The organism is Streptomyces speibonae, from assembly GCF_984686075.1.
The window spans coordinates 4,950,598-4,974,834 of record NZ_OZ480260.1 but is presented as its reverse complement, the minus strand read 5'-3'; the positions used below and the strand labels follow the sequence as shown (position 1 = coordinate 4,974,834).

Sequence of the window (24,237 nt, the reverse complement as noted above, 5' to 3'; positions counted from 1 at the left end):
GCGCGGACAACACGGCACCCGCGCCCCCAGGGCACCCGCACTACACCAGCGCCGCGCTCCTCCGGCGAGAGCCGCCCGGCGCGGCATCCCCCGCCGCGATCCCCGTGGTCCGGTACGCCTTGACCGCCTTGCCGGCAGGCCGCCCCGCCCCCGCGCGGAGCCAGTCGACGCGCACCCACAGCAGGACGTCGTCCGCCTGCTCCCGCCGGCCGATCCAGGCCGCCTTCAGCCACAGCCCGAGCCCGCACCCGGCGAGCAGCAGCCCACCCGCGGCCGGGGCGGCGAACGCCGTGCCCAGAGCGGCGAGGAAGGCGAGCAGCAGCCACCACCGGTGCGCGCGACGCCAGTTGCGCACGCTCACCGCGCGGTCCTGGAGCACATCGTGCCGGCCCGCCCGCGCCGCCGTGCGGGCCAGCGCGCGGTACCGTCCGCGCCGCCCGTACGCCACGACGGCCGCCGCCACGAGGAACAGCGCGGCGCCCGTCAGGACACCGATCCGGCGTCCGGTCAGTCCGGGCACCAGCACCCCGATGCCCGCGGCGAAAAATCCCAGCCACCACAGTGGCGCGGCCCCGGCTCGCACGACGACGGCCACCCGGGCCAGTCCCTGTCCTCCGCGCGTCACGTCTCCGGCCTCCCGTCCTCCGGTGTCTCTGCAGGCGATGCCTGATGCCTGAGCAATGGTTTTAGGAGCGGGAGGCTAACCACGCAAGGTGAGAGGGGTCTGAGAAAACGGCCCCGCCGTCAGTCCACGAACAGCCCGCGCGCCGCCGCCTTCGCGTCGAACTCCTCGAGCCGTGCCTGCGCGTCCGGCAGGTCGTCGCACATGGCCTCCAGCAGCACCCGGCCCAGCAGCATCGGCGCGCACGCCGTGTCGAAGGCCAGCCCGGTGCCGACGGCGGCGGGCAGCAGCAGGTCGGACACCTTGGCGACCGGCGCGAACGCGGAGTCGGCGACGGTGACGACGGTCAGCCCGGTCTCCCTGGCGTGGGCGAGCGCGTCGACGACCTCCCGGGGATGCCGCGGCAGCGCGAAGCACAGCAGGGCGCTCGCCCCGGCGCGGGCGGCGGCGTCGATGCGGTCGTGGAGCATCGTGCCGCCCTCGTTGAGCAGCCGTACGTCGGGGTGGACCTTGGCGGCGAAGTAGGCGAAGCCGTGGGCCTGCGCCGCGGCGGCCCGCAGCCCCAGCACGGGCAGCGGGCGGCTGCCCGCGAGGACCCGCCCCGCCCGCTGCACGGGCCCGGTGTCGGCCAGCGCGTCCGCGAGGTGGCGCAGGTTCTCGATCTCGGCCTCGACGGCCTGCTGGTACTCGTTGTACGAGCCGGTTTCGGGCGCGGGTCCGGCGGGCGCGACCTCACGCAGATGCCGGCGCAGCGCGGGGTAGCCGTCGAAGCCGAGGGCGACGGCGAACCGGGTCACGGAGGGCTGGCTGACCCCGGCCAGTTCGGCCAGCTCCACGCTGGACAGGAACGGCACGTCCGCGGCCCGCCGCACCATGCTGTGCGCGATGCGCCGCTGGGTGGGCGTCAGCCGGTGCCCCTCGAAGAGCGCCTGGAGGCGCGCGGCGGGGCTCTCGGTGCCGCTCATGACCTGACGTCCCCCTCGACTCCTCGGCCTCTCGGCCATTCATCCGTCGTGACCTCTGCATGCCGTTATACAGGCGAACGGGACGTCGCGGCCGTGCACGCGTGGTGAGGGGGCGTAGATCACACACGGTGTCCGGCGGGGCGGGCCCCAGCCCCGAGAGGGGGGTTACCCCCAGTGCCACCGGGCCCGTGCCTGCCTACCGTGGATTCCATGACCGGAATGGACGCGCGGGACGCCGAGCTGAAGAAGGAACTCAACGCCTCCCTGCAGGCGCGCAGGGAACTCGGCGAGGAGTACGAGTCCGCCCTGGTCGACTCGTTCCTGGAGAAGGTCGACCAGCGCATCGACGGCGCCGTGGAGCGCCGGGTGCGCCGGCAGCTCGCCGAGCACCAGATGACGGTGGCCAGGGACTCGCGGTCGCCGAAGGTCACGGACTCCTGGGGCGAGCGTTTCGGGTTCGGGATCGTCTCGCTGGTCCTGGCGGTGCCGTTGTCCGCGATCGGCGGGGGCGTGGCCGACCTGCCCGGTCTGCTGGTCGCCTGGGCGGGCATCGTCGGCGTCAACGTCGTGCAGGCCGTGCGGACCAACCCCGGTCTGTTCGGCCGCCGCCGGGACGGGCGGGACGGCGACTGGGAGGACTGAGGACGGATTGCGCGGGGACCGCCGCACCCCCGTCATCGGGGGGCGGGACGACGGCGGTCCCCGCGGGGGACGCGCGCCCGTTGAGATGACTGCGCGTCCGGGCGTCCTTGGAGGTCCGGGAGCCGCTCCGGAGGTCCGTGACGCCGTTCCGTCGCCGGCCGGACGGAGAACCCTCCTGGTGCTGATGCCCGGGGGAGTTTCTTCCGCCGCCCTGCCGACACCCACCACTATGCGGGGCGCGTGTTAAGCGAGTGCTGCGCGCACGTGACACCCTCGTACCGCTTCCACGAAGTCCGGGAAGCTCACGGGCGCGCCAACACCCCGCCGGTCACCGCGCGTTCGGCGGCGACGCCGCCCGACGCCCCGTCACTTCTCGTTCCTGGCGAGGAAGGACAGCAGGTCCTGGCGGCTGACCACGCCGGTCGGCTTGCCCTCGACGAGGACGATCGCCGCGTCCGCCTTGCCCAGGACGGCCATCAGGTCCGCGACGGGCTCGCCGGAGCCGACCTGCGGCAGCGGCGGGGACATGTGCTTCTCCAGCGGGTCCTCGAGCGAGGCGCTCTTGCTGAACAGCGCGTCCAGCAGTTCCCGCTCCACCACCGAGCCGACCACCTCGGCGGCCATCACGTCCGGGTGACCGGCGCCGGGCTTGACCACCGGCATCTGCGAGACGCCGTACTCGCGCAGCACCTCGATGGCCTGGCCGATGGTCTCGTCGGGGTGCATGTGGACGAGGGAGGGGATGTGGCCGCCCTCCTTGTCGTCGAGGACGTCGCCGACGCGGGCGCTGGGGCCGGTGTCCTCCAGGAACCCGTAGTCGGCCATCCACTCGTCGTTGAAGATCTTGCTGAGGTAGCCGCGACCGCTGTCCGGCAGCAGCACGACGACCACGTCGTCCTCGCCGAGCCGGGAGGCCACCTCGAGGGCCGCCACGACGGCCATCCCGCAGGAGCCGCCGACCAGCAGGCCCTCCTCCTTGGCCAGGCGCCGGGTCATCTGGAAGGAGTCCTTGTCGGAGACGGCGACGATCTCGTCGGCGACGTCACGGTCGTAGGCGGTCGGCCAGAAGTCCTCGCCGACGCCCTCGACCAGGTACGGCCGCCCGGAGCCGCCGGAGTACACCGAACCCTCGGGGTCCGCGCCGATCACCTGCACGGCGCCGCCGCTGATCTCCTTCAGATAGCGCCCGGTGCCGGAGATGGTGCCGCCGGTGCCGACGCCGGCCACGAAGTGGGTGATCTTCCCGTCGGTCTGCTCCCACAGCTCGGGGCCGGTGGAGTGGTAGTGGGAGAGCGGGTTGTTGGGGTTGGAGTACTGGTCCGGCTTCCAGGCCCCCGGCGTCTCGCGCACCAGCCGGTCGGAGACGTTGTAGTAGGAGTCGGGGTGCTCCGGGGCCACGGCGGTCGGGCAGACGACCACCTCGGCGCCGTAGGCCCGCAGGACGTTGATCTTGTCCGTGGACACCTTGTCCGGGCAGACGAAGATGCACTTGTAGCCCTTCTGCTGGGCCACGATGGCGAGCCCGACCCCGGTGTTGCCGCTGGTCGGCTCGACGATCGTGCCGCCGGGCTTCAGCTCCCCGCTCTTCTCGGCCGCCTCGATCATGCGCAGGGCGATGCGGTCCTTCACGGAGCCGCCCGGGTTGAAGTACTCCACCTTGGCCAGGACGGTGGCCCTGATGCCCTTGGTCACGCTGTTGAGCCGCACCAGCGGGGTGTTGCCGACGAGGCTGATCATCGAGTCGTGGAATTGCACCGTTGTCTCCGGATGCTTGCAAAAGAGGTGGTCGTCGTGGTCGAACCAGCGTAGGCCCTCGCGTGACGGAAGCCGCGCGGGTCGTTCACACCGCGTGGGGATTGGAGCACCGTCCGTACGGGGCAAGCACTGGGTACGGCTTCGAGGAGGTGGCGGCGGGCATGACGGGCATGTCGAGGGCGCGGGTGGCCCGGCGGATCGCGGCCGGTGCGGCGTACGGCGGCGGTGGCATCGGCCTGGCCGGCGCGGCCACGGTGGGTCTGCTGCTCGCGGAGGCGCAGCTGGCGCGGCGCCGTGTGAACAACGGCACGAGTCCTCGGGTACCGAACGCCGACGGTCTGTACGGCGCCGCGTACACGGTGCCGGGGGAACCGGCGCTGCGGCTGACGATGCTCGGCGACTCCACGGCGGCGGGGCAGGGGGTGCACCGGGCCGGGCAGACGCCGGGCGCGCTGCTGGCGTCGGGGGTCGCGGCGATCGCGGAGCGTCCGGTGGGGCTGAGCACGGTCGCGGTGCCCGGGGCGCGCTCCGACGATCTGGACCGGCAGGTCACGCTGGCGCTGGCGGATCCGTCGCGGGTGCCGGACATCTGCGTGATCATGATCGGCGCCAACGACGTCACCCATCGCATGCCGCCCACCCAGTCGGTACGTCATCTGGCCTCGGCGGTGCGCCGGCTGCGGACGGCCGGCGCCGAGGTGGTGGTCGGCACGTGCCCCGATCTCGGCACGATCGAGCCGGTGCAGCAGCCGTTGCGCTGGCTGGCCCGGCGTGCGTCCCGGCAGCTGGCGGCGGCGCAGACGATCGGCGCGGTGGAGCAGGGCGGGCGGACGGTGTCGCTGGGGGATCTGCTGGGTCCGGAGTTCGCGGCGAATCCGCGGGAGCTGTTCGGACCCGACAGCTACCACCCCTCGACGGAGGGGTACGCGACGGCCGCGATGGCGGTGCTGCCGACGGTCTGCGCGGTGCTGGGGCTGTGGCCGGCGGAGGAGGAGCGGCCGGACGCGGCACGCCGCGAGGGGTTCCTGCCGGTGGCCCGGGCGGCGGCGGAGGCGGCGTCGGAGGCGGGCACGGAGGTGACGGCGGCGATGCCCACGGGACCGCGGGGGCCGTGGGCCCTGCTGAAACGCCGACGCCGCCGCCGCGTCCCGGAAGCACCGTCTCCTCGGGCAGTCGTGTCCTACGGCGGCCCGAACACCCGCGACGACACCGCGTAGGCCCGCCGTATCAGCGGGCAGCCGCGCGGGAGCCGCGGAACAAAGCAAGCGCTTGGACAGTTGCGGTCGATGTCACACCGTGGGAGTCGTGACCCCGCCCGTACGGCCGGGTAACTTCCCAAGCAGTCCGCCCTCGCATGCCCCAGGAGCCCGTGATGCCCGAAGCCGTGATCGTCTCCGCCGCCCGCTCCCCCATCGGCCGCGCCTTCAAGGGCTCCCTGAAGGACGTACGCCCCGACGACCTGACCGCCTCGATCATTCAGGCCGCCCTCGCCAAGGTCCCCGAGCTGGACCCGAGGGACATCGACGACCTGATGCTCGGCTGTGGCCTCCCCGGCGGCGAGCAGGGCAACAACCTCGGCCGCGTCGTCGCCGTGCAGATGGGCATGGACCACCTCCCCGGCTGCACGATCACCCGCTACTGCTCGTCCTCGCTGCAGACCTCCCGCATGGCCCTGCACGCCATCAAGGCGGGCGAGGGCGACGTGTTCATCTCGGCCGGCGTCGAGACTGTCTCCCGCTTCGCCAAGGGAAACTCCGACAGCCTCCCGGACACCCACAACCCGCTGTTCGCCGAGGCCGAGGCCCGTACCGCCGCCGTCGCCGAGTCGGAGGGGTCGACCTGGCACGACCCGCGCGAGGACGGCCTGGTGCCCGACCCGTACATCGCGATGGGCCAGACCGCCGAGAACCTGGCCCGCCTCAAGGGCATCACCCGCCAGGAGATGGACGAGTTCGGCGTCCGCTCGCAGAACCTCGCCGAGGAGGCCGTCAAGAACGGCTTCTGGGAGCGCGAGATCACCCCGGTGACGACGCCCGACGGCACGGTGGTCAGCAAGGACGACGGCCCTCGCCCCGGCGTCACCATGGAGGGCGTCGCGGGCCTGAAGCCGGTCTTCCGCCCGGACGGACTGGTCACCGCCGGCAACTGCTGCCCGCTCAACGACGGCGCCGCCGCGCTCGTCATCATGAGCGACACCAAGGCCCGCGAGCTGGGGCTCACCCCGCTCGCCCGGATCGTCTCCACCGGCGTCTCCGGCCTCTCCCCGGAGATCATGGGCCTCGGCCCGGTCGAGGCGAGCAAGCAGGCCCTGAGCCGCGCCGGCCTGACCGTCGACGACATCGACCTGGTCGAGATCAACGAGGCGTTCGCCGCCCAGGTGATCCCCTCCTACCGCGAGCTCGGCATCCCGCTGGAGAAGCTGAACGTCAACGGCGGCGCCATCGCCGTCGGCCACCCCTTCGGCATGACCGGTGCCCGCATCACCGGCACGCTCATCAACTCCCTGCAGTGGCACGACAAGCAGTTCGGCCTGGAGACGATGTGCGTCGGCGGCGGCCAGGGCATGGCGATGGTCATCGAGCGCCTGAGCTGAGCCCCGCGCCGGCGCGCGGACGCCACCCGCTCCGCGCGCGGGCGCACGGTAGCCGTCTCCGCACCGTGGGTGAGAATCCGGCCCGGTCCCCGGCCGTCACCGGGGGCCGGGCCGTTCCGTGATCCAATCTCGTTCAGGATGTGACCTATCCCTCTCGCCGAGGGGATCCCCGCAGGTCAACGCCGCATCCCTCAGGGGGACACCCCCAAAGAACTGTCCGTTTCGTGACGTTACGCACTGACAGATCGATAGTCCACCCTTCAAGCTGATGTAGGAAGTCGGGGGTCGACTTTGAACCGGGAGTACGTCAGTGAGCGCCATGCCGATCGCCCTGCTGATCACCACGGCCGCCACCGGCGCCGTGGGCGTCGCCGTCCTGCGCAGCATCCTGGTGCTGCGCCGACAGGTCGCTGCCCTGCATACCGAGCTGGCCGGCCGGCAGGCCGCCGCCACGCGCGCGCGTGTCCCCTCCGCCCGCGCGGCCGACACCGACGAGATACGTGCCGCGGTGGCCGAGGCCCTCGCCGAGGAACGGGAGCGGGAGCTCGCTGAGGCGCGCGCCTTCTGGGCCGCCCAGGAGGCGCGTGACAGCGCGGACGCGCCGACCCTCCTCGGGCTGGCCGACAGCGAGCTGTTCCTGCCCCGGCAGGCCGATTTCGCGGGCCTGGAGCCGGTGAGCGAGCCCGGCGCGGCCGGTACGGACGCCCCCGAGGAGCACGCCGGGGACTCCCCCGAGCTGGCCGCGGCCCGCCGCCGTCACCCCTCCCACCCGGACTTCGTACCCCACCCGTCACCGGTCGTGAACGACCACGAGCGCACCGTGTCCATCCTGGAGGAACTGGCCGCCGAGCGCACCGAGCTGAGCGACGTCCGCCCGGGTCCGCTGGGCACCCTGGACGTCTATGTGTTCGCCGACGGGACGACGCTGTGCATGACGCCGGGCCACCGCGAGACCGCGGAGCGCCTGGCCGGGGCGCTGCGGGCGGGTGAGACCCCGTTCCTGCTGGGCGGTTCCGGCGTCTCGGGGGCGTACACGCTGACCTTCTCGTGCGGCGAGGAGAGCGTCTACATCCTGGCGGACCGCGTCATCGCGTCCCTGTAGGCGCTGTAGGCGCTGTAGGCCCTGACAGTCCCCCGCCCCTCGGGCCCCCTCCGCGCCGGGTCACACCCCGGCGCGTTCGCGTGCCTCCTCCACGAGCCGGACGGCCTCCTCGACCTCCTGGTCGTTCTTCAGTACGAGGGCCAGGTCGTGTCCGGCGACGGTGATCTGGTCGGCGGCGGCGAACATGCCGGCGTCGGGCATCTCGCGGGGCGCGCTGCCCGGCTCCTCGACGAGCTGGGTGCGCCGTGCCAACTCCCTGGCCAGGGCAAGTGCTTCGGCGGCCCCGCCCCGTTGCAACCGGCTCTGCGGCGCGGCCCGCAGGCGGTCGGCGAAATGATCCACGGCACGGGTGAAGGGCGTCGTATCAACCACGCGGTGAGGGTACGCGGCGCGGCAGGACTGTTGCCAACGCGCGAACGCTCAGGCACGGTGACCTGAAGGACCGGCTTACATCCCAGCGTCCGGAGGCGCCGATGTCCCAAGTCTTCTCCGAAGAGACCCATCGCAACCTGCTCGCCCGCATCCCCCACTGCACCGGTCGTGAGATCTCCGACTGGCTGCGCACCGTCGAAGAAGGCCCGTCGCTCTTCCGCTTCGAGGAGAAGGTCAGCTGGCTCCGGCACGAGTACGACCTGGCGTACGGCCACGCCAAGGCGATCGTCCACGAGTACGACTTGAGGAGGGCAGCGCGCAAACTGCTCTGACGCGCGCGCGAACGGACGAAGGGCCCCGGTGAACACCGGGGCCCTTGCCCTTGCCGTCGGCGGCGTGCGGGACGCCGCCCGCGGTCAGTCGCTGCTGTTGAAGATCGCGATGAGCCGCAGGAACTCCATGTAGATCCACACCAGCGTCAGCGTGAGGCCGAAGGCGGCGAACCAGGCCTCCTCGCGCGGCGCACCGTAGGCGATGCCGTCCTCGACCTGCTTGAAGTCCAGGGCGAGGAAGCAGGCGCCGAGGATGATGCCGACGATGCCGAAGACGATGCCGAGCGGGCCGCTGCGGAAGCCGAGGCCGTCACCGCCGCCGAACACGGCGAACAGCAGGTTCACGGCCATCAGCAGGATGAAGCCGAGCGCGGCCGCCATCACGAAGCCGTAGAAGCGGCGGTTGACGCGGATCCAGCCCGCCTTGTAGGCCACCAGCACACCGGCGAAGACCGCCATCGTGCCGAGCACGGCCTGCATGGCCGCACCGTCGGCGATGCGGTTGTCGACGATGCTGGAGATGACGCCGAGGAAGACACCCTCGAACGCCGCGTACGTCAGGATCAGCGCGGGCGTGGGCTTGCGCTTGAAGGACTGCACCAGCGCCAGCACCATGCCGATCAGCGCGGCACCGATGCCGATGCCGTAGGACCGGCTGATGTTGGCGTCGTCGACCGGCAGCAGCGCCCAGGAGAGCGCGGCCGTCACGATGAGCAGGCCGAGCGTGCCGGCCGTGCGCACGATGACGTCGTCGAGCGTCATCCGGCCGGTGGTGGCCGGGGCCTGCGGCGGGGCGCCGTGCTGCAGGTCCTGCTGCGCGTAGGGGTTCTGGGCGTACGGGTTGCCCGTCGGCTGCGCGTACGGGTTGGCCTGCGTGGCGACAGCGGGACCCCCGGCCTGCGGCGCGGTGTTGAAGCCCGCGTAGCCGTTGTCGCGGCTGAACCCCCGTCGCGAGAAGACCGGGTTTCTGCTCCTCATTTCACTCCTCCATGGCCACACGGCGCGGCCTTGGCTCAAGAGTAATAGGTAGGCAAAGGAATGACCCTAATGCTTGGGGAGGATCTTTCCCTCGTCGTGCTGCGCAACACGCTACGCGGACGGGTGATTCCCCTCACCGCGGGGGAGCGAACCATGACCGACCCGGTACCTGCCCGGAACCGGCCGGAGATCATCCGCTTGATCCCGCCCCACGACGTGATCCCGCCCTACGCCAGCGGGAACCCCGTGTAGGCCTCCGCGAGGTCGGTCTCCGCGGCGCGGGAGGAGGTGAGACGGTCCAGGCGGGCGAGCTGGAGGCGGTCCTCGAAGGCGGTGGCGCCGGGGGCGCGGTGCAGCAGGGCGGTCATGTCGTAGGAGAACCGCTCGGCCTGCCAGACCCGGCGCAGGCAGGTCGCGGAATAGGTGTCGAGCAGTTCGGCCGAACCGGTCTCCTTCTCGTGCGCCAGCGCCCGCGCGAGCACCACCGCGTCCCCGACGGCGAGATTCAGCCCTTTGGCCCCGGTGGGCGGCACGATGTGGGCGGCGTCCCCGGCGAGGAAGAGCCGGCCGTACCGCATGGGCTCGTGGACGTAGGAGCGCATGGGGGTGACCGACTTCTGGGTGACGGGCCCGCGCCGCAGCCGCCAGCCGTCGGCGGTCTCCAGCCGCAGCTCCAGCTCCCGCCAGATCTCCTCCTCGCCCCACTCCTCCGCCTTGGTCCCCTCGGGGACCTGGAGGTAGAGCCGGGACACGGCCGGGGTGCGCATGGACAGCAGGGCGAAGCCGCGCTCGTGGCGGGCGTAGACCAGCTCGTCGTGGGAGGGCGGCACATCGGCGAGGATGCCGAGCCAGCCGAAGGGATACGTCCGCTCGAACACACGCCCGACCCCGGCGGGGACGGCGGAGCGCGACACTCCCCAGAACCCGTCGCACCCGGCCACATAGTCGCACTCCAGCACGTCCTCGCGCCCCTGGTGCCGGAACCGGATGCGCGGGGACGCCGTGTCCACACCCTCGACCGCCACCGCCTCGGCCTCGAAGAGCAACGGCCCGCCCTCGTCCAGCTGGAGCGCGATGAGGTCCTTGCAGACCTCGGTCTGCGCGTAGACCGTCACGGACCGCCCGCCGGTGAGCCCCGGGAAGTCCACGCGATGGCGCCGCCGTTCGAACCGCAGCTCGATCCCGTCGTGCCGCAGTCCCTCCCGGTCCAGCCGCGCCCCGGCCCCGGCGGCCCGCAGCACATCCACGGTCCCCTGCTCCAGCACCCCGGCCCGCTGCCGCTGCTCCACGTACCCCCGGTCCCGCGCCTCCAGCACCACCGCCCCGATCCCGGCCCGATGCAGCAACCGCGCCAGCACCAGCCCGGCCGGCCCCGCCCCGATGATCCCCACACAGGTCCGCATCGCCCGCCCCCTTCGCCACCCGACCGCCCGCGAGTTTCCAGCCGCATACACCCGGTGTCAACGACGACGCGAGCACGCCGCAGGGCGGCGGCGATCAGGGAAGGGGGAAAGCGTGATGGTGCCCGGAGCCGGACTTGAACCGGCACGCCCTCTGAGGGGCAGCGAGGTTTAAGCTCGCCGTGTCTGCATTCCACCATCCGGGCAGGCCGTGGGCTCCGCTTCGCGACTCCGAGCCTATCGGTGACCTACACGTCGTCAGCGACGGGATGGCCCGATCTTGTCTTATTTTACTGGCGCCTGAGGGGGCATCAGACTCGGGAACTCGCCGTCAGCACGTGCCACCAGCGTCGCGGCTGACGACCCGCCACGCATGCGGAATGACGGAATTTCACCGTCCGAACAAGGGCACTCCACCCGTTCTCGGCACGGCCGCCGAGGTGGTGCCGTCATCCCCAGGTATGACGGCACGACCCGGGGTCCGTCCCGAGTCGCCCTCCGGAACCGGAGCAGCGGGTGACTACACGGCGGCAAAGGGGCGGAACGATGGACGCCGTACCCGAGAGCACGACCGTCCCGACAGGAGCATCCATCCCGTGACCACCGCACCCATCGCCGACCGGGCCACCGCCGTGGCCGCGCGCGCCACGGAGCTGTCGAAGATCTACGGCCAGGGCGAGACCCAGGTGGTCGCCCTGGACCGGGTCTCCGTCGGTTTCCACCAGGCCGAGTTCACCGCGATCATGGGGCCGTCCGGCTCCGGCAAGTCCACGCTCATGCACTGCGTGGCCGGGCTCGACACCTTCTCCTCGGGTTCCGTACGCATCGGCGAGACCGAACTTGGCTCGCTGAAGGACAAGCAGCTGACCAAGTTGCGCCGGGACAAGATCGGCTTCATCTTCCAGGCGTTCAACCTGCTTCCGACGCTGTCCGCCCTGGAGAACATCACGCTCCCGATGGACATCGCCGGCCGCAAGCCGGACAAGCAGTGGCTGGACACCGTGATCCGGATGATCGGGCTGGCGGACCGGCTCGGCCACCGGCCCGCCCAGCTGTCCGGCGGCCAGCAGCAGCGTGTCGCCGTGGCGCGGGCGCTGGCCTCGCGGCCCGACATCATCTTCGGCGACGAGCCCACCGGAAACCTCGACTCCCGCTCCGGCGCCGAGGTCCTGGGCTTCCTGCGCAACTCCGTGCGCGAGCTGGGGCAGACGGTGGTGATGGTGACCCACGACCCGGTCGCCGCCGCCTACGCGGACCGTGTGGTCTTCCTCGCCGACGGCAGGATCGTGGACGAGATGCACGCGCCGACGGCCGACTCGGTGCTCGACCGGATGAAGCGGTTCGACGCCAAGGGCCGCACCAGCTGACACCGCGGCCCGGCCGCGCCGCCCGCCCCTCCCCACTCCCTCGTACGTCTGGACTCGAGAAGACTCCCATGTTCCGAACCGCCTTGCGCAATGTCCTCGCGCACAAGGCCCGGCTCCTGATGACCGTCCTCGCCGTGATGCTCGGCGTGGCCTTCGTGTCGGGGACCCTGGTCTTCACCAACAGCCTCTCCCAGGCCCTGCAGAAGCAGTCCGCCAAGGGTTTCGATCACGTCGACGTCGCCGTCACCGGCGAGTGGAAGGAGGGCGAGGGCGCCGAGGAGGGCGAGTACGAGAAGCTGACCCGTGAACTCGTCGACGCCAGCGCCAACGTGCCCGGCGCCGCGCAGGCCATCGGCACCGTCAAGGGCTTCACCGCGCTCGCCGACAAGGACGGCAAGCTGATCGGCAACGGCTTCCAGTCCGAGGGCGGCAACTACTGGGGGACCGACGACCCCCGGTTCCCGCTGGTCAGCGGGCGCGCGCCGAAGGGCGAGGGCGAGATCCTCATCGACTCCGAGACGGCGAAGCGGACCGGCTACGAGGTCGGCGACACCGTACGGATGTCGGTCGACGGCCCGGTCCTGGAGCCGAAGATCACCGGCATCTTCACCACCGACGACGGCAACGTCGCTGCGGGCGGCAGCCTCACCCTGTTCGACACGCCGACCGCGCAGAAGCTGCTCGCCGAGCCGGGCACGTTCGACGAGATCGCCGTCAAGGCGAAGGACGGCGTCAGCGACACCGAGCTGCGCACGCAGCTGGAGGACGCGCTGAGCTCCTACGCGGTGGAGACCGTCACGGGCACGAAGCTCGCCGACGACCAGGCCGAGGCGATCGCCTCCTCGATGAGCGGCCTGAAGCAGGGCCTGCTGGTGTTCGCCGGCATCGCGCTCTTCGTCGGTACGTTCATCATCGCCAACACCTTCACCATGCTGGTCGCCCAGCGCACCAAGGAACTGGCCCTGATGCGCGCGGTCGGCGCCTCCCGGCGGCAGATCACGCGGTCGGTGCTGATCGAGGCGTTCGTGGTCGGCACGGTCGCCGCCCTCATCGGGCTCGCCACGGGTGTCGGCATCGGCGCCGGACTGCGCTCCCTGATGGGGACGCTGGACGCGCCCATGCCCGAGGGACCGCTGGTGATCACCGCCGGCACGGTCGGGTCCGCGTTCGCGGTCGGCATTCTCGTGACCATGCTCGCCGCGTGGCTGCCCGGCCGCCGGGCCGCGAAGATCCCGCCGGTGGCGGCGATGAGCGCGCTGCACGCCCAGCCGACCACCAAGTCGCTGGTGCTGCGCAACACGCTGGGCTCGCTGGTCTCGGCCGCCGGTGTCGCGGTGGTCCTCGTGGCCACGACGATGGACGGCACCGACGGTCAGGCCCCGATGGGGCTCGGCGCCGTCCTGCTGATCATCGGTGTCTTCATCCTGACCCCGCTGCTGTCCCGGCCGCTGATCGCCGCCGCTGCCCCGGTACTGCGCGTCTTCGGTGTCTCCGGGAAGCTGGCCCGGCAGAACTCGGTGCGCAACCCGCGTCGTACCGCCGCCACCGCGTCCGCGCTGATGATCGGGCTCACCCTGATCACCGGTATGACGGTGATGGCCGGCAGCCTGCAGACGGCCATCGACAAGATGGCGGCCTCCGCGATCGAGGCGGACTACATGGTGTCCATGGCCAACGGGCACAACCTGTCGCCCGACGTCGAGAAGGAGCTGAGGCAGTCCGACGACGTGACCGCCGTCAGCCCGCTGCGCAACACCTACGTCCGGATCGACGGCCGGCACGACAACATCACCGGCGTCAACGGCGCCGCGATCGCGAAGCTGACCGAGTTCCCGGTCGTCGAGGGCGCCTTCGAGGTCGGCGGCAACCGGGTCGTCGTGGACGAGGACGACGCGAAGACGTACGGCCTGAAGGTCGGTTCGGACATCACGCTCACCTTCGGGGACGACAAGAAGCAGAAGGTCACCGTCGCCGGTGTCTACGAGGCCAACGAGATGATGCGCGGCATCATGGTCGACACCTCCGTCGTCGACCCGCACCTGTCGGAGCCGGCCGACATGATGGTCATGGTGAAGACCGCCGACGGCGCCTCCGACGCGGCGAAGGACACGCTGGAGAAGGCCCTCGGCAACAACCCGGTGATCAAGGTCCAGGACAAGCAGGACCTGTCCAACGAGATCGCACAGATGTTCACCCTGGTCCTGAACATGGTCTACGGACTGCTGGCGATGGCGGTGATCGTGGCGGTCCTCGGCGTCATCAACACCCTGGCGATGTCGGTGTTCGAGCGCTCCCAGGAGATCGGCATGCTGCGCGCGATCGGCCTGGACCGCAAGGGCATCAAGCGGATGGTCCGGCTGGAGTCCCTGGTGATCTCGCTGTTCGGCGCGGTGCTCGGCCTGGGCCTGGGCGTGTTCTTCGGCTGGGCGGCCGGTGAGCTGGTCGGGTCGAGCATGGAGACGTACGAACTCGTCCTGCCGTGGGCCCGGATGGGGGTCTTCCTGGCGCTGGCCGCCGTGGTGGGTGTGCTGGCGGCACTGTGGCCGGCCCGGCGGGCGGCCCGGATGAACATGCTCCAGGCGATCAAGGCGGAGTAGCCGGCGGCTGCGGATGCGGATGCGGTGATGGCGCGGGCCCCGTTCCTGGTGGAACGGGGCCCGTGGTCGCGTGGGGGTGCGTCAGTTCCAGGTGCGGGCGCGCAGGGGGAGCCCGGCGGCGCCCGACTCGGGGGTACGGACGGCGAGGACCTGGTTGACGCCGATGCGGTTGCGTTCGAAGGCGAGGGCGGACGCGGCCATGTACAGCTGCCAGACGCGGGCGCGTCCCGGACTGGTGAGGGCCACCGCGCGAGCCCAGTCGGCCTCCAGGTTCGCCACCCAGCGGCGCAGGGTGAGCGCGTAGTGCTCGCGGAGCGACTCGACGTCGCGCACCTCGAATCCGGAGCGCTCCAGCAGGGACACCGTGGTGCCGAGCGGGGAGAGTTCGCCGTCGGGGAAGACGTAGGCGTCGATGAAGTCGTCCACCTGGTACGCCGACTCGTCGCGCTGCGGGCGGCGTGCGATCTGGTGGTTCAGCAGCCGTCCGCCCGGCCGCAGGAGGCGGTGCAGGACGGTGGCGTACTCCAGGTAGCGCTCCGATCCGACGTGCTCGGCCATGCCGATGGACGCGATGGCGTCGTAGGGCCCGTCGGCGACGTCCCGGTAGTCCTGTACGCGGATCTCGACGCGGTCGGTCAGGCCCTCGTCGGCGATGCGCTTACGGGCGTACGCCGCCTGCTCCTGGGACAGGGTGATGCCGACGACGTTCACGCCGTGCTCACGGGCGGCGTGGATGGCCATGGAGCCCCAGCCGCAGCCGACGTCGAGCAGGCGCTGTCCGGGCTCGAGGGCGAGCTTGCGGCAGACCAGTTCCAGCTTGTAGTGCTGGGCCTGTTCGAGGGTGCCCTGCGGGGGCGGGGCGGACCAGTAGGCGCAGGAGTACACCATCGACGGGCCGAGGACGATCTCGTAGAAGTCGTTGCCGACGTCGTAGTGGTGGCTGATGGCGCGTCTGTCGGTGTGCTTGGTGTGCAGCCCGCGGCGGGGGCGGCGGGCCTCCTCCGGGGGCGGGGCGGGCGGCAGCGGGTGGCCCGCGAGGGCGATCAGTCCGCGGACGGCGGAGCGGAAGGAGGGGTCGCGCAGCGCCTGGGTGAGGGGGCGGGCGTCCTCGTCGCGCTCCCAGATGAGTCCCGCGAGGTGGTCCAGGGCGGTGTAGAGGTCGCCCTCGATGGTGAGGTCGCCGGCCACCCAGGCGCGGGCGAGGCCGAGTTCGCCCGGCTTCCACAGGAGGTGGCGCAGGGCGCGCCGGTTGCGTACGACCAGGGTCGGGGCGTCGGGGGGACCGGCCTGGGAGCCGTCCCAGGTGCGGATGCGGACGGGGAGCGGCGCGCCGATCAGTTGCTCGAGGATGCCCTTCAGCCGTAGGGCGGCGTCTGCCATGGTGTACACCTCCGTGACGGGGAATCCCGGAATGTCCTTCACCACGTAAACACCCGGGGCGGCCGTTGGCAGTCCCCGGCGCGCATCACATCTGGGCAAAACGAGGAAACGGCACCTGTATGGGCTGCGCGGGCGGGGCGGGTTGTCGCACGGGCCGGTGTGTGGGGCGGGGGCCCCTCTGTACTCCCCGGCCAGGGGGCTCCGCCCCCTGGACCCCCGGCCTTTGCCCACCCGCCACCCGGCTCGGGAGCTGACAAAGCACCCGCAGGGGGATCGGGGTGGGCGGTCGTGGCAAAGGGGCGGTCGTGGGAAAAGGGAGAAGGGGCCGCCCGCACCACGGATGGCGGGCGGCCCCTTTCCGGGATGACCGGAGGTCAGGAGGCCTTGGCCTCGGTCTTCTTCGGCTCCTGCTTGGCCGCCGCGGGCGCCGGCGCCGGCTTGGCCGCCTCGTAGAACTCCTCGCGCGGGGACTCGATCGCGCCCAGGGACACGACCTCGCGCTTGAGGAACATGCCGAGCGTCCAGTCGGCGAAGACGCGGATCTTGCGGTTGAACGTCGGCATCGCCATGCCGTGGTACGCGCGGTGCATGTACCAGGCGAGACGGCCCTTGAGCTTGATCTTCATCTTGCCGACGACGATCATCGCGACGCCCTTGTGCAGGCCGAGGCCCGCCACCGCGCCCTTGTTGGCGTGGCTGTACTCCTTCTGCGGGAAGCCCCGCATGCCGGAGATCACGTTGTCGCCGAGGACCTTGGCCTGGCGCAGCGCGTGCTGGGCGTTCGGCGGGCACCAGGCGTTCTCGTTGCCGGCCTTGCGGCCCACGAGGTCCGGGACCTGGGCGTTGTCGCCCGCGGCCCAGATGTAGTCCGTGCCCTTGACCTGGAGCGTCGGCTCGGTGTCGACGTGGCCACGCGGACCCAGCGGCAGGCCGAAGCGGGCCAGCGCCGGGTTGGGCTTGACGCCCGCCGTCCACACGATGGTGCTGGAGTCGACCTCGAGGCCGTTCTTCAGCACCACGTGGCCGTCGACGCAGGAGTCCATCGAGGTGGACAGGTAGACCTCGACGCCGCGGCTCTCGAGGTGCTCCTTGCCGTACGTGCCGAGCTTGGGACCGACCTCGGGGAGGATCTTGTCGGCGGCGTCGACGAGGACGAAGCGCATGTCCTCGCGAGAGACGTTGGTGTAGTACTTGGCCGCGTCCCGGGCCATGTCCTCGACCTCACCGATGGTCTCCGCGCCGGCGAAGCCACCGCCCACGAAGACGAAGGTGAGCGCCTTGCGCCGGATCTCCTCGTCCGTGGTGGAGTCAGCTTTGTCGAGCTGCTCGAGGACGTGGTTGCGCAGGCCGATGGCCTCCTCGATGCCCTTCATGCCGATGCCCTGCTCGGCCAGGCCCGGGATCGGGAAGGTGCGGGAGACGGCGCCCATCGCGATGATCAGGTAGTCGAAGGGCAGCTCGTACGCCTCGCCGACCAGCGGGGCGACCGTGGCGACCTTGCGGTCCTGGTCGATGGTGGTGACCCGGCCGGTGAGGACCTCCGCCTTGGGGAGCACGCGTCGCAGCGGGACGACGACGTGCCGCGGGGAGATGCTGCCGGCGGCGGCTTCGGGGAGGAAGGGCTGGTAGGTCATGTACGACCGCGGGTCGACGACGGTGACGGTCGCCTCGCCGTAACGCATCTTCTTCTGGATGCGCCGAGCTGCGTACAGGCCTACGTACCCACCGCCTACTACGAGGATCCTGGGACGCTCCGTGGTGCTCATGCCATCGAGTATCCACCCGCCTCAGGGGGGTACCTCGTGCGCCCCTTCACAAGGTCGTGCGGGGCCTGTGTTACCATCCCGCACTTCTTGATCCAGACCACAGCTCGGACAGGGATCCGGAGCACCCCACGAGGCAGTGTCAAGGGCGCGTGAGCTGCCTCTCTGTCGACGAGTGGGGTCTGTGAGACCGGTCGGCCGACCGGCGCCGCAGAGGGTCGCGCGAGGCCCCGCAGCACCTTCTGAACGTGTTCAATGAGGCACCCCGGCCCCGAACGGGTCAGCCGGGGCCGCTTCTTCGCCCCACCGGGGACATTTCCTTGTGAAGAACTTCACGAACTTTCCCGGGCGACCCCTCCGAAGGGGCCCCGCGAGGGGCCCCAGGGCGGCGCTCAAACGCTATTCCGACTGCTCAGCGGAGTGCTACTCGTCAGTAGCGAAAGAGACCTGGGTCACGGACCAGGCGATCCCGTCGAGGATGTCGTGCTCCGACACCACGACCTCCTCCGCACCGATCCGCTCCATGATCGCGAGCAGCACCAGGGCCCCGGCGCCGATCACGTCGACCCGGCCGGGGTGCATGGAGGGCACCGCGGCACGCTCGGCGTGGGTGGAGCGCAGCAGCCACTCGGTGATCTCGCGGACGCGGCCGAGGGAGACGCGCGAGTGGTGGATGGCCGCGGAGTCGTACGCGGGGAGGTCCAGGGCGATCGCCGACACGGTCGTCACCGAGCCCGCGAGGCCCACCAGGGTGTGCGCCTCGCGCAGCGGGACGGTCTCCTCGGCGCGGTCGAGGGCGGCCTCGATGTCCGCGCGCATCGCCGCGATCTGCCGCTCGGCGGGCGGGTCGGTCACGGCACCGTCGTGCACCAGGTGCCGCTCGGTCATCCGTACGCAGCCCACGTCCACGGAGCGGGCGGCGCGCACGTGGTCGTCGCCGACGACGAACTCGGTCGAGCCGCCGCCGATGTCCACCACCAGGAACGGACGGCGCAGGTCGGCCCGCCCGGTCAGCTCCTTGGTGGCGCCGGTGAAGGAGAACTCGGCCTCCTGGTCGCCGGTGATGACCTCGGGTTCCACCCCCAGGATGTCCAGCACCCCGCGCACGAACTCGTCGCGGTTCTCCGCGTCGCGGGAGGCGGAGGTGGCGACGAAGCGGAGGCGCTCGGCGCCGTGCTCCTTGATGATCTCCGCGTACTCGCGGCAGGCGGCGAAGGTGCGCTCCAGCGCCTCCGGCGCCAGCCGGCCCGTGCGGTCGACGCCCTGGCCGAGCCGCACGATCGTCATCCGCCGGTCCAGGTCCGTCAGTTCGCCCGTCGCCGGATCGGCGTCGGCCACGAGGAGACGGATGGAGTTCGTACCGCAGTCGATGGCGGCGACCCGGGTCACCGGCCCTCCTCCCGCGCCGTACCGGCCTCGGTCCCGGTCTCCGTCTCGGCCCCGGTCTCCGTCTCGGTCCCGGGAAGGGTCACGCAGGGGCCCTTGCTCCACCACTGCGGCAGCATCGCCAGCGCCTCGTCGCCCAGCGGGTTGACGCCGGGGCCTGCGGCCAGCGAGTGGGCGACCAGGACGTGCAGGCACTTCACCCGGTCCGGCATGCCGCCCGCGCTCGGGAAGTTCTTCAGCTCCTCGATCTCGTCGCGGCGGCGGATGTAGTCCTCGTGCGCCGCCCGGTACGCGGCCGCCAGCACCGGGTCGGTGCCCAGCCGCTCCGTCATCTCCTTCATCACGCCGTTGGCCTCCAGCGTGCCGATCGCGGAGTTCGCCCTCGGGCATGTCAGGTAGTACAGCGTCGGGAAGGGGGTGCCGTCGGGCAGTCTCGGCGCGGTCTCCACGACGTCCGGCTGTCCGCAGGGGCAGCGGTGGGCGATGGCGCGCAGCCCGCGCGGCGGCCGGCCCAACTGCTGCTTGAAGGCCTCGACGTCCGCGTCGGTGGGCTCGGTGCGCGGGGTCGTGGGCGGAGGGGTTTCCATCTGTGTCTCTTCTACGGCTTTCTGCAAAGGGTCACTGGGTCGCTGCGGCGTCGGACTTGTCGACGCCGTCCCAGACGTTCGAGTACCAGGGCCGGTCGGCCGCCTCCAGGTCCGTACGCGACTCCCCGTCCGGGTCCTGGTCGACGACGATGTAGCCGGTCTCGCCGGGCATGACGTAGTGCAGGCGCCGGCGGATCTCCTGCTCGGCGTAGGCGTCGTCCTGCCAGCGCGCCTTCATGTCGCGCAGCCGTTCGACCCGCTGGCGGGTCTCTTCCTGCTCCTGCTCGAGGTCGGCGACGTCCGCCCGCTGGGAGACGTACTGCCGCATGGGGTAGGCCAGGGCCACCACCAGCGAGCAGACCACCAGCACGAGCAGCGCCGCCCGTCCGGTCAGCCGGGAGCGGCGGGCCTGCCGGCGGGTCTGCGAGCGGTAGACCCGGGCGGCGGTCTGCTCGCCGATGAGCCGGATCCTGGTCGCGGTGGAGAAACGGTCCCGGTCCTTCGCCGCCATGATCCCGCCTCTCGTTCCACCGTCACACGCGCGTACGTCCCCGCACACGGTACGGGACCGAGTACGGGGACGTACGTACGACGCCGCCTGCGAACGGGCGCTCAGCCCTCGGAGCGGAACCGCGGGAAGGCGCTGCGGCCGGCGTAGACCGCGGCGTCGTCGAGGATCTCCTCGATGCGCAGCAGCTGGTTGTACTTGGCGACGCGCTCGGAGCGGGCCGGGGCGCCGGTCTTGATCTGGCCGCAGTTGGTGGCGACGGCCAGGTCGGCGATGGTGACGTCCTCGGTCTCGCCGGAGCGGTGGGACATCATGCACTTGAAGCCGTTGCGCTGGGCCAGCTCGACGGCGTCCAGGGTCTCGGTGAGCGAGCCGATCTGGTTGACCTTGACCAGCAGGGCGTTGGCGGCGCCCTCGTCGATGCCGCGCGCGAGCCGCTCGGGGTTGGTGACGAACAGGTCGTCGCCGACGAGCTGGACCTTGTCGCCGAGCTTGGCGGTGATGGTCTTCCAGCCCTCCCAGTCGTCCTCGAACAGCGGGTCCTCGATGGACACGAGCGGGTAGGCGTCGACGAGCTCCGCGTAGTACTCGGTCATCTCGGTGGCCGAGCGCTCCTTGCCCTCGAAGGTGTAGACGCCGTCCTTGTAGAACTCGGAGGCGGCCACGTCCAGAGCCAGGGCGATCTGCTCGCCGGGGGTGTAGCCGGCCTCCTTGATCGCCTCGAGGATGAGGTCGAGGGCGTCGCGGTTGGAGCCGAGGTCGGGGGCGAAGCCGCCCTCGTCGCCGAGGCCGGTGGCCAGGCCCTTGCTCTTCAGGACCTTCTTCAGCGTGTGGTAGACCTCGGCGCCCCAGCGCAAGGCCTCGGAGAAGGACTCCGCACCGATCGGGGCGATCATGAACTCCTGGATGTCCACGTTGGAGTCGGCGTGCGAGCCGCCGTTCAGGATGTTCATCATCGGCACCGGCAGCAGGTGCGCGTTGGGGCCGCCCAGGTAGCGGAAGAGCGGGAGGTCGCTGGCCTCGGAGGCGGCGTGGGCGACGGCGAGCGAGACGCCGAGGATGGCGTTGGCGCCGAGGGAGCCCTTGTTGTCGGTGGCGTCCAGGTCGAACATCGCCTGGTCGATCAGGCGCTGCTCGGTGGCGTCGTAGCCGACGAGCTCCGGACCGATCTGCTCGATGACGGCCAGTACGGCCTTCTCGACGCCCTTGCCCAGGTAACGGCCGGCATCGCCGTCACGGAGTTCGATGGCCTCGAAGGCGCCCGTGGAGGCGCCGGACGGGACGGCGGCACGACCCGTGCTGCCGTCGTCGAGGCCGACCTCGACCTCGACCGTGGGGTTGCCTCGGGAGTCCAGGATTTCCCGGGCTACGACGACGTCGATGGACGGCACGAGCATCTCCTTCTTGGATGTGACGCGGGTGAGCAAGGCCACGAGGGCCCTGCGGGACTGAGCCTAACCGGCTCCGGGCGTTCGGCCACGCTGCCGCCCACCTCATGGACAGAACCGAGCGTAGATTGTTTCTGAACGGAACAAAGTGGTTCCGGGAAACCGTGACCGGAAAGCGACGCACGCACATGACCCCGCCCCGGTGCGTACGGGGGGAGACGCACCGGGGCGGGGAGCCCGTGGGGACGGGGTGGGACCTGCGGCCTTGCCTTACTTCAGGTGCAGCTGCTGGCCCGGGTAGATCAGGTCGGCATCCTGGACGATGTCGTCGTTCAGCTTGAACAGCTCGGTCCAGCCGCCCTCGACGTCGTGCTCCGCGGCGATGGAGCTGAGAGTGTCGCCCTTGACGACCTCGTACTCGCCGTCGCCCTTCTCGACCTTCTTGCCGGTGGGCGTGGTGACGGTCTTCTTCTCGGCCTTCGGCTGGGCCTGCTCGGCGGCCGGGCGCTCGGCGGAGCGGGAGGCCTTCTGCTCGCTCTCGCGGGGCTGGGTGCTCTGCGCGGAGCCGGCCGAGTCGCCGGCGGAGGAGCCGGTGTAGGCGGCGTTGGACAGGTTCTTGCCGCAGACCGGCCAGGCGCCCTTGCCCTGGCCCGCCAGGACCTTCTCGGCTATCTCGATCTGCTGGGCCTTGGTGGCCCGGTCGGCGGTGGCGGCGTACTTGGTGCCGCCGTAGCCGGCCCAGGTGGAGGCGGAGAACTGCAGACCGCCGTAGTAACCGTTGCCGGTGTTGATGGACCAGTTGCCGCCGGACTCGCACTGGGCGACGGCGTCCCACTCGGACGCGGTGGCGGCGGAGGCGTTGCCGGCCGCCATCAGCGGGGCGGCGACGGCGGCGGAGGCGACGCCGGCGACGGCGATCGCGCGGGTGGCCTTGGACGGACGACGGTGCTTGCCCTTGCCGGAAAACAGCATGGATGGATCCCCTCACCGACGCCTGCGAGGTGAGCTGTCGGGTTCGGGCCGGTTGAGTTGCCCGGCCGCGTCCCTCCCGGGAGGCGGCTCCACCCCAAGCCCGAACCGGTGTCAATCACCGGAAAGGGCACTTACCTTGGGTCCCCCGCTCCTGCCTACGGCGCATGACGCGACGACTGTTCCCGTGTCGCCGCCGGCAGGATTCGGCGTGGCGGCAACCGGGGCCCGCGATGGCGAGCGGTCACGACCGTAGTCACGGATTTCGCGGAATATCAAAGACGATCACGGCTTCTGAGACCTATCTCTCACAGCCTTTAAACCGGACATTCAGCGCGAAACATGACTCCAACTGACCTTCCGGCCGGGCGATTTCGGATGCCGCTTTTCGCCCGGTTCGACCGTGCCGCCACACTCCTGACCGGCTGGATCTAGCCCAGGTCGATGCCGATGAGCTGAGCGTTCACGGTGTGCAGCGCGCGCCATCCGTCGTCGGCCGCAAGGGAGTCGGTGAGGGACGCCGCGCTGTCACCGGTGTCCGCTGCCGAGGAGCCGGTCCCCGCACTGCCCCAGGCGTCGAGTCCGCGTGCGTGCCGGCCGGACGACTCGGACTCGCCCTCCTCGCCCTCGCCCTCGTCGGCGCTCGCGCCGCGGTGGCGGCCGGCGCCCTCGTCGCTGTCCGCCGAAGAACGGTCGCTCTGCTCCGCCTTGTCCGCCTTGTCGCCGTCGGACGTGGCCGAGGCGGAGGGGGAGGCGCTGCCGCCCGGGCTCTTGTCGCCGTCCTCGTCACTGCTCGACGGACTGCTCGACGGGGTCGACTTGCCGGGTTCACCCGATTCGTCACCCGAACCCTCCGGGGTCTCCTTGCCCCTGTCCGTGCCGTACGAATCGTCGGAGGGCGTGTAGGAGGGCGAGGAGGACGTACGGCCCGTTCCCGACGATCCGGACGAGTTCGACGAGCCGGACGTGCCGGTGTCGACGTCGGCCGCGGGAGAGTCCTGGTTCAGACCGGAGAGCAGGCCGCAGGTGCGCCAGGCCCCGACGCCCTGGTCGGCGAGGATCGCCTCGGCCACGGCTATCTGCTGGCCGCGGCTGGCCTGGTCGGCGCTGGGCGCGTAGTCGAGGCCGCCGTACTTCTCCCAGTCCTCCTGGGTCAGCTGCAGGCCGCCGTAGTAACCGTTGCCGGAGTTCTGGCTCCACTTGCCACCGCTCTCGCACTCGGCGACGCGGTCCCAGGTGGAACCGTCGGCCGCGCTGGCGCTGCCGGCCCCGAGGAGCGGGATCGCGATGGCGGAGCCGGTCACTCCGGCTGTGACGAGGAGAGCCGGCGCCTGGCGGGGGCGACGGTGTCGACCGTTCCCGGAGAGCATGCGGAGACCTTTCACACGACGACAAAGACCGGCGCGGCGATGGAAGCCCGTGACGGAGTGCCGCACTTGAGAGGTGAAAGTATCCGCAGACGATCACTTGTCACAAGTTAATGCCGCGCAGATCACGTGAAGATCACAGACTTGAGGGTCTGTCATGTTTA

The 24,237-nt window shown here is 71.0% G+C and carries 21 protein-coding genes, 1 tRNA gene and 1 riboswitch; of the genes, 7 read left to right on the top strand and 15 right to left on the bottom strand.

Annotated elements, in window-relative coordinates; genetic code table 11:
* Positions 1–40: 40 nt before the first annotated feature.
* Both AC5L3C_RS22545 and AC5L3C_RS22540 read right to left on the bottom strand, forming a co-directional pair.
* Positions 41–625: a hypothetical protein gene (locus tag AC5L3C_RS22545; protein WP_493650555.1), complete on the bottom strand. Its 585-nt coding sequence runs from the start codon at positions 623–625 to the stop codon at positions 41–43.
* A 119-nt stretch (positions 626–744) separates the two neighbouring features.
* Positions 745–1,587, bottom strand: coding sequence for a MurR/RpiR family transcriptional regulator (locus tag AC5L3C_RS22540; protein ID WP_493650554.1), 843 nt, complete (start codon positions 1,585–1,587; stop codon positions 745–747).
* Between the two features lie 219 nt (positions 1,588–1,806).
* Here AC5L3C_RS22540 and AC5L3C_RS22535 point away from each other — a divergent pair, with 219 nt between their 5' ends.
* Complete coding sequence (locus tag AC5L3C_RS22535; protein ID WP_493653977.1) at positions 1,807–2,229, top strand: hypothetical protein; 423 nt, start codon at positions 1,807–1,809, stop codon at positions 2,227–2,229.
* A 366-nt stretch (positions 2,230–2,595) separates the two neighbouring features.
* Here the strand turns inward: AC5L3C_RS22535 and AC5L3C_RS22530 are convergent, their stop codons facing one another.
* Complete coding sequence (locus AC5L3C_RS22530; RefSeq protein WP_493650553.1) at positions 2,596–3,984, bottom strand: cystathionine beta-synthase; 1,389 nt, start codon at positions 3,982–3,984, stop codon at positions 2,596–2,598.
* A gap of 161 nt (positions 3,985–4,145) precedes the next feature.
* Here AC5L3C_RS22530 and AC5L3C_RS22525 point away from each other — a divergent pair, with 161 nt between their 5' ends.
* From AC5L3C_RS22525 to AC5L3C_RS22515, 3 genes are all read left to right on the top strand, one after another.
* Positions 4,146–5,201, top strand: a complete 1,056-nt coding sequence (locus AC5L3C_RS22525; RefSeq protein ID WP_493650552.1) for an SGNH/GDSL hydrolase family protein — start codon at positions 4,146–4,148, stop codon at positions 5,199–5,201.
* Between the two features lie 155 nt (positions 5,202–5,356).
* Positions 5,357–6,577: an acetyl-CoA C-acetyltransferase gene (locus AC5L3C_RS22520; RefSeq protein WP_493650551.1), complete on the top strand. Its 1,221-nt coding sequence runs from the start codon at positions 5,357–5,359 to the stop codon at positions 6,575–6,577.
* A 310-nt stretch (positions 6,578–6,887) separates the two neighbouring features.
* A complete protein-coding gene (locus tag AC5L3C_RS22515) occupies positions 6,888–7,679 on the top strand; it encodes a hypothetical protein (RefSeq protein ID WP_493650550.1) in 792 nt (263 codons plus the stop codon).
* A gap of 60 nt (positions 7,680–7,739) precedes the next feature.
* Here AC5L3C_RS22515 and AC5L3C_RS22510 read toward each other — a convergent pair whose 3' ends face one another.
* Positions 7,740–8,051: a hypothetical protein gene (locus AC5L3C_RS22510; RefSeq protein ID WP_125506030.1), complete on the bottom strand. Its 312-nt coding sequence runs from the start codon at positions 8,049–8,051 to the stop codon at positions 7,740–7,742.
* 101 nt (positions 8,052–8,152) lie between these two features.
* Between AC5L3C_RS22510 and AC5L3C_RS22505 the strand changes: the two genes are divergently transcribed.
* A complete protein-coding gene (locus AC5L3C_RS22505) occupies positions 8,153–8,383 on the top strand; it encodes a DUF4287 domain-containing protein (RefSeq protein ID WP_073888630.1) in 231 nt (76 codons plus the stop codon).
* An 84-nt stretch (positions 8,384–8,467) separates the two neighbouring features.
* On the opposite strand, the gene AC5L3C_RS22500 is transcribed toward AC5L3C_RS22505, so the two are convergent.
* The 3 genes from AC5L3C_RS22500 to AC5L3C_RS22490 form a co-directional block, all read right to left on the bottom strand.
* Positions 8,468–9,361, bottom strand: coding sequence for a Bax inhibitor-1/YccA family protein (locus tag AC5L3C_RS22500; RefSeq protein ID WP_493650549.1), 894 nt, complete (start codon positions 9,359–9,361; stop codon positions 8,468–8,470).
* A gap of 227 nt (positions 9,362–9,588) precedes the next feature.
* The gene (locus tag AC5L3C_RS22495) at positions 9,589–10,764 is read right to left on the bottom strand and encodes a 4-hydroxybenzoate 3-monooxygenase (RefSeq protein WP_493650548.1); all 1,176 of its coding nucleotides are present in this window, start codon (positions 10,762–10,764) and stop codon (positions 9,589–9,591) included.
* Between the two features lie 116 nt (positions 10,765–10,880).
* Positions 10,881–10,967, bottom strand: a tRNA-Leu gene (locus AC5L3C_RS22490).
* A 390-nt stretch (positions 10,968–11,357) separates the two neighbouring features.
* Between AC5L3C_RS22490 and AC5L3C_RS22485 the strand changes: the two genes are divergently transcribed.
* Both AC5L3C_RS22485 and AC5L3C_RS22480 read left to right on the top strand, forming a co-directional pair.
* Positions 11,358–12,128 (top strand): ABC transporter ATP-binding protein, encoded by a 771-nt coding sequence (locus tag AC5L3C_RS22485; protein WP_493650547.1) that lies wholly within the window; start codon positions 11,358–11,360, stop codon positions 12,126–12,128.
* Positions 12,129–12,196: 68 nt separating this feature from the next.
* Positions 12,197–14,725: an ABC transporter permease gene (locus AC5L3C_RS22480; protein WP_493650545.1), complete on the top strand. Its 2,529-nt coding sequence runs from the start codon at positions 12,197–12,199 to the stop codon at positions 14,723–14,725.
* A gap of 81 nt (positions 14,726–14,806) precedes the next feature.
* On the opposite strand, the gene AC5L3C_RS22475 is transcribed toward AC5L3C_RS22480, so the two are convergent.
* The 8 genes from AC5L3C_RS22475 to AC5L3C_RS22440 all read right to left on the bottom strand — a co-directional run bounded on the left by AC5L3C_RS22475 (position 14,807) and on the right by AC5L3C_RS22440 (position 24,010).
* The gene (locus AC5L3C_RS22475; RefSeq protein WP_493650544.1) at positions 14,807–16,105 is read right to left on the bottom strand and encodes a class I SAM-dependent methyltransferase; all 1,299 of its coding nucleotides are present in this window, start codon (positions 16,103–16,105) and stop codon (positions 14,807–14,809) included.
* A gap of 374 nt (positions 16,106–16,479) precedes the next feature.
* Positions 16,480–17,871, bottom strand: a complete 1,392-nt coding sequence (locus AC5L3C_RS22470; protein WP_493650543.1) for an NAD(P)/FAD-dependent oxidoreductase — start codon at positions 17,869–17,871, stop codon at positions 16,480–16,482.
* 420 nt (positions 17,872–18,291) lie between these two features.
* Entirely contained in the window at positions 18,292–19,257 is a 966-nt protein-coding gene (locus AC5L3C_RS22465) for a Ppx/GppA phosphatase family protein (RefSeq protein WP_493650542.1), read from the bottom strand.
* Positions 19,254–19,841, bottom strand: a complete 588-nt coding sequence (locus AC5L3C_RS22460; protein WP_493650541.1) for a DUF501 domain-containing protein — start codon at positions 19,839–19,841, stop codon at positions 19,254–19,256. The genes AC5L3C_RS22465 and AC5L3C_RS22460 overlap by 4 nt, the downstream gene beginning before the upstream one ends.
* Before the next feature lie 31 nt (positions 19,842–19,872).
* The gene (locus tag AC5L3C_RS22455; protein WP_493650540.1) at positions 19,873–20,352 is read right to left on the bottom strand and encodes an FtsB family cell division protein; all 480 of its coding nucleotides are present in this window, start codon (positions 20,350–20,352) and stop codon (positions 19,873–19,875) included.
* A gap of 101 nt (positions 20,353–20,453) precedes the next feature.
* The gene (gene eno, locus AC5L3C_RS22450) at positions 20,454–21,740 is read right to left on the bottom strand and encodes a phosphopyruvate hydratase (RefSeq protein WP_125506021.1); all 1,287 of its coding nucleotides are present in this window, start codon (positions 21,738–21,740) and stop codon (positions 20,454–20,456) included.
* Between the two features lie 267 nt (positions 21,741–22,007).
* Positions 22,008–22,709, bottom strand: a complete 702-nt coding sequence (locus AC5L3C_RS22445) for a LysM peptidoglycan-binding domain-containing protein (protein ID WP_125506020.1) — start codon at positions 22,707–22,709, stop codon at positions 22,008–22,010.
* A 4-nt stretch (positions 22,710–22,713) separates the two neighbouring features.
* Positions 22,714–22,882, bottom strand: a riboswitch (cyclic di-AMP (ydaO/yuaA leader).
* Positions 22,883–23,137: 255 nt separating this feature from the next.
* Positions 23,138–24,010 carry a transglycosylase family protein gene (locus AC5L3C_RS22440; protein ID WP_493650539.1) on the bottom strand — a complete coding sequence of 291 codons (873 nt, stop codon included), beginning with the start codon at positions 24,008–24,010 and terminating at the stop codon, positions 23,138–23,140.
* Between the last annotated feature and the right edge of the window lie 227 nt (positions 24,011–24,237).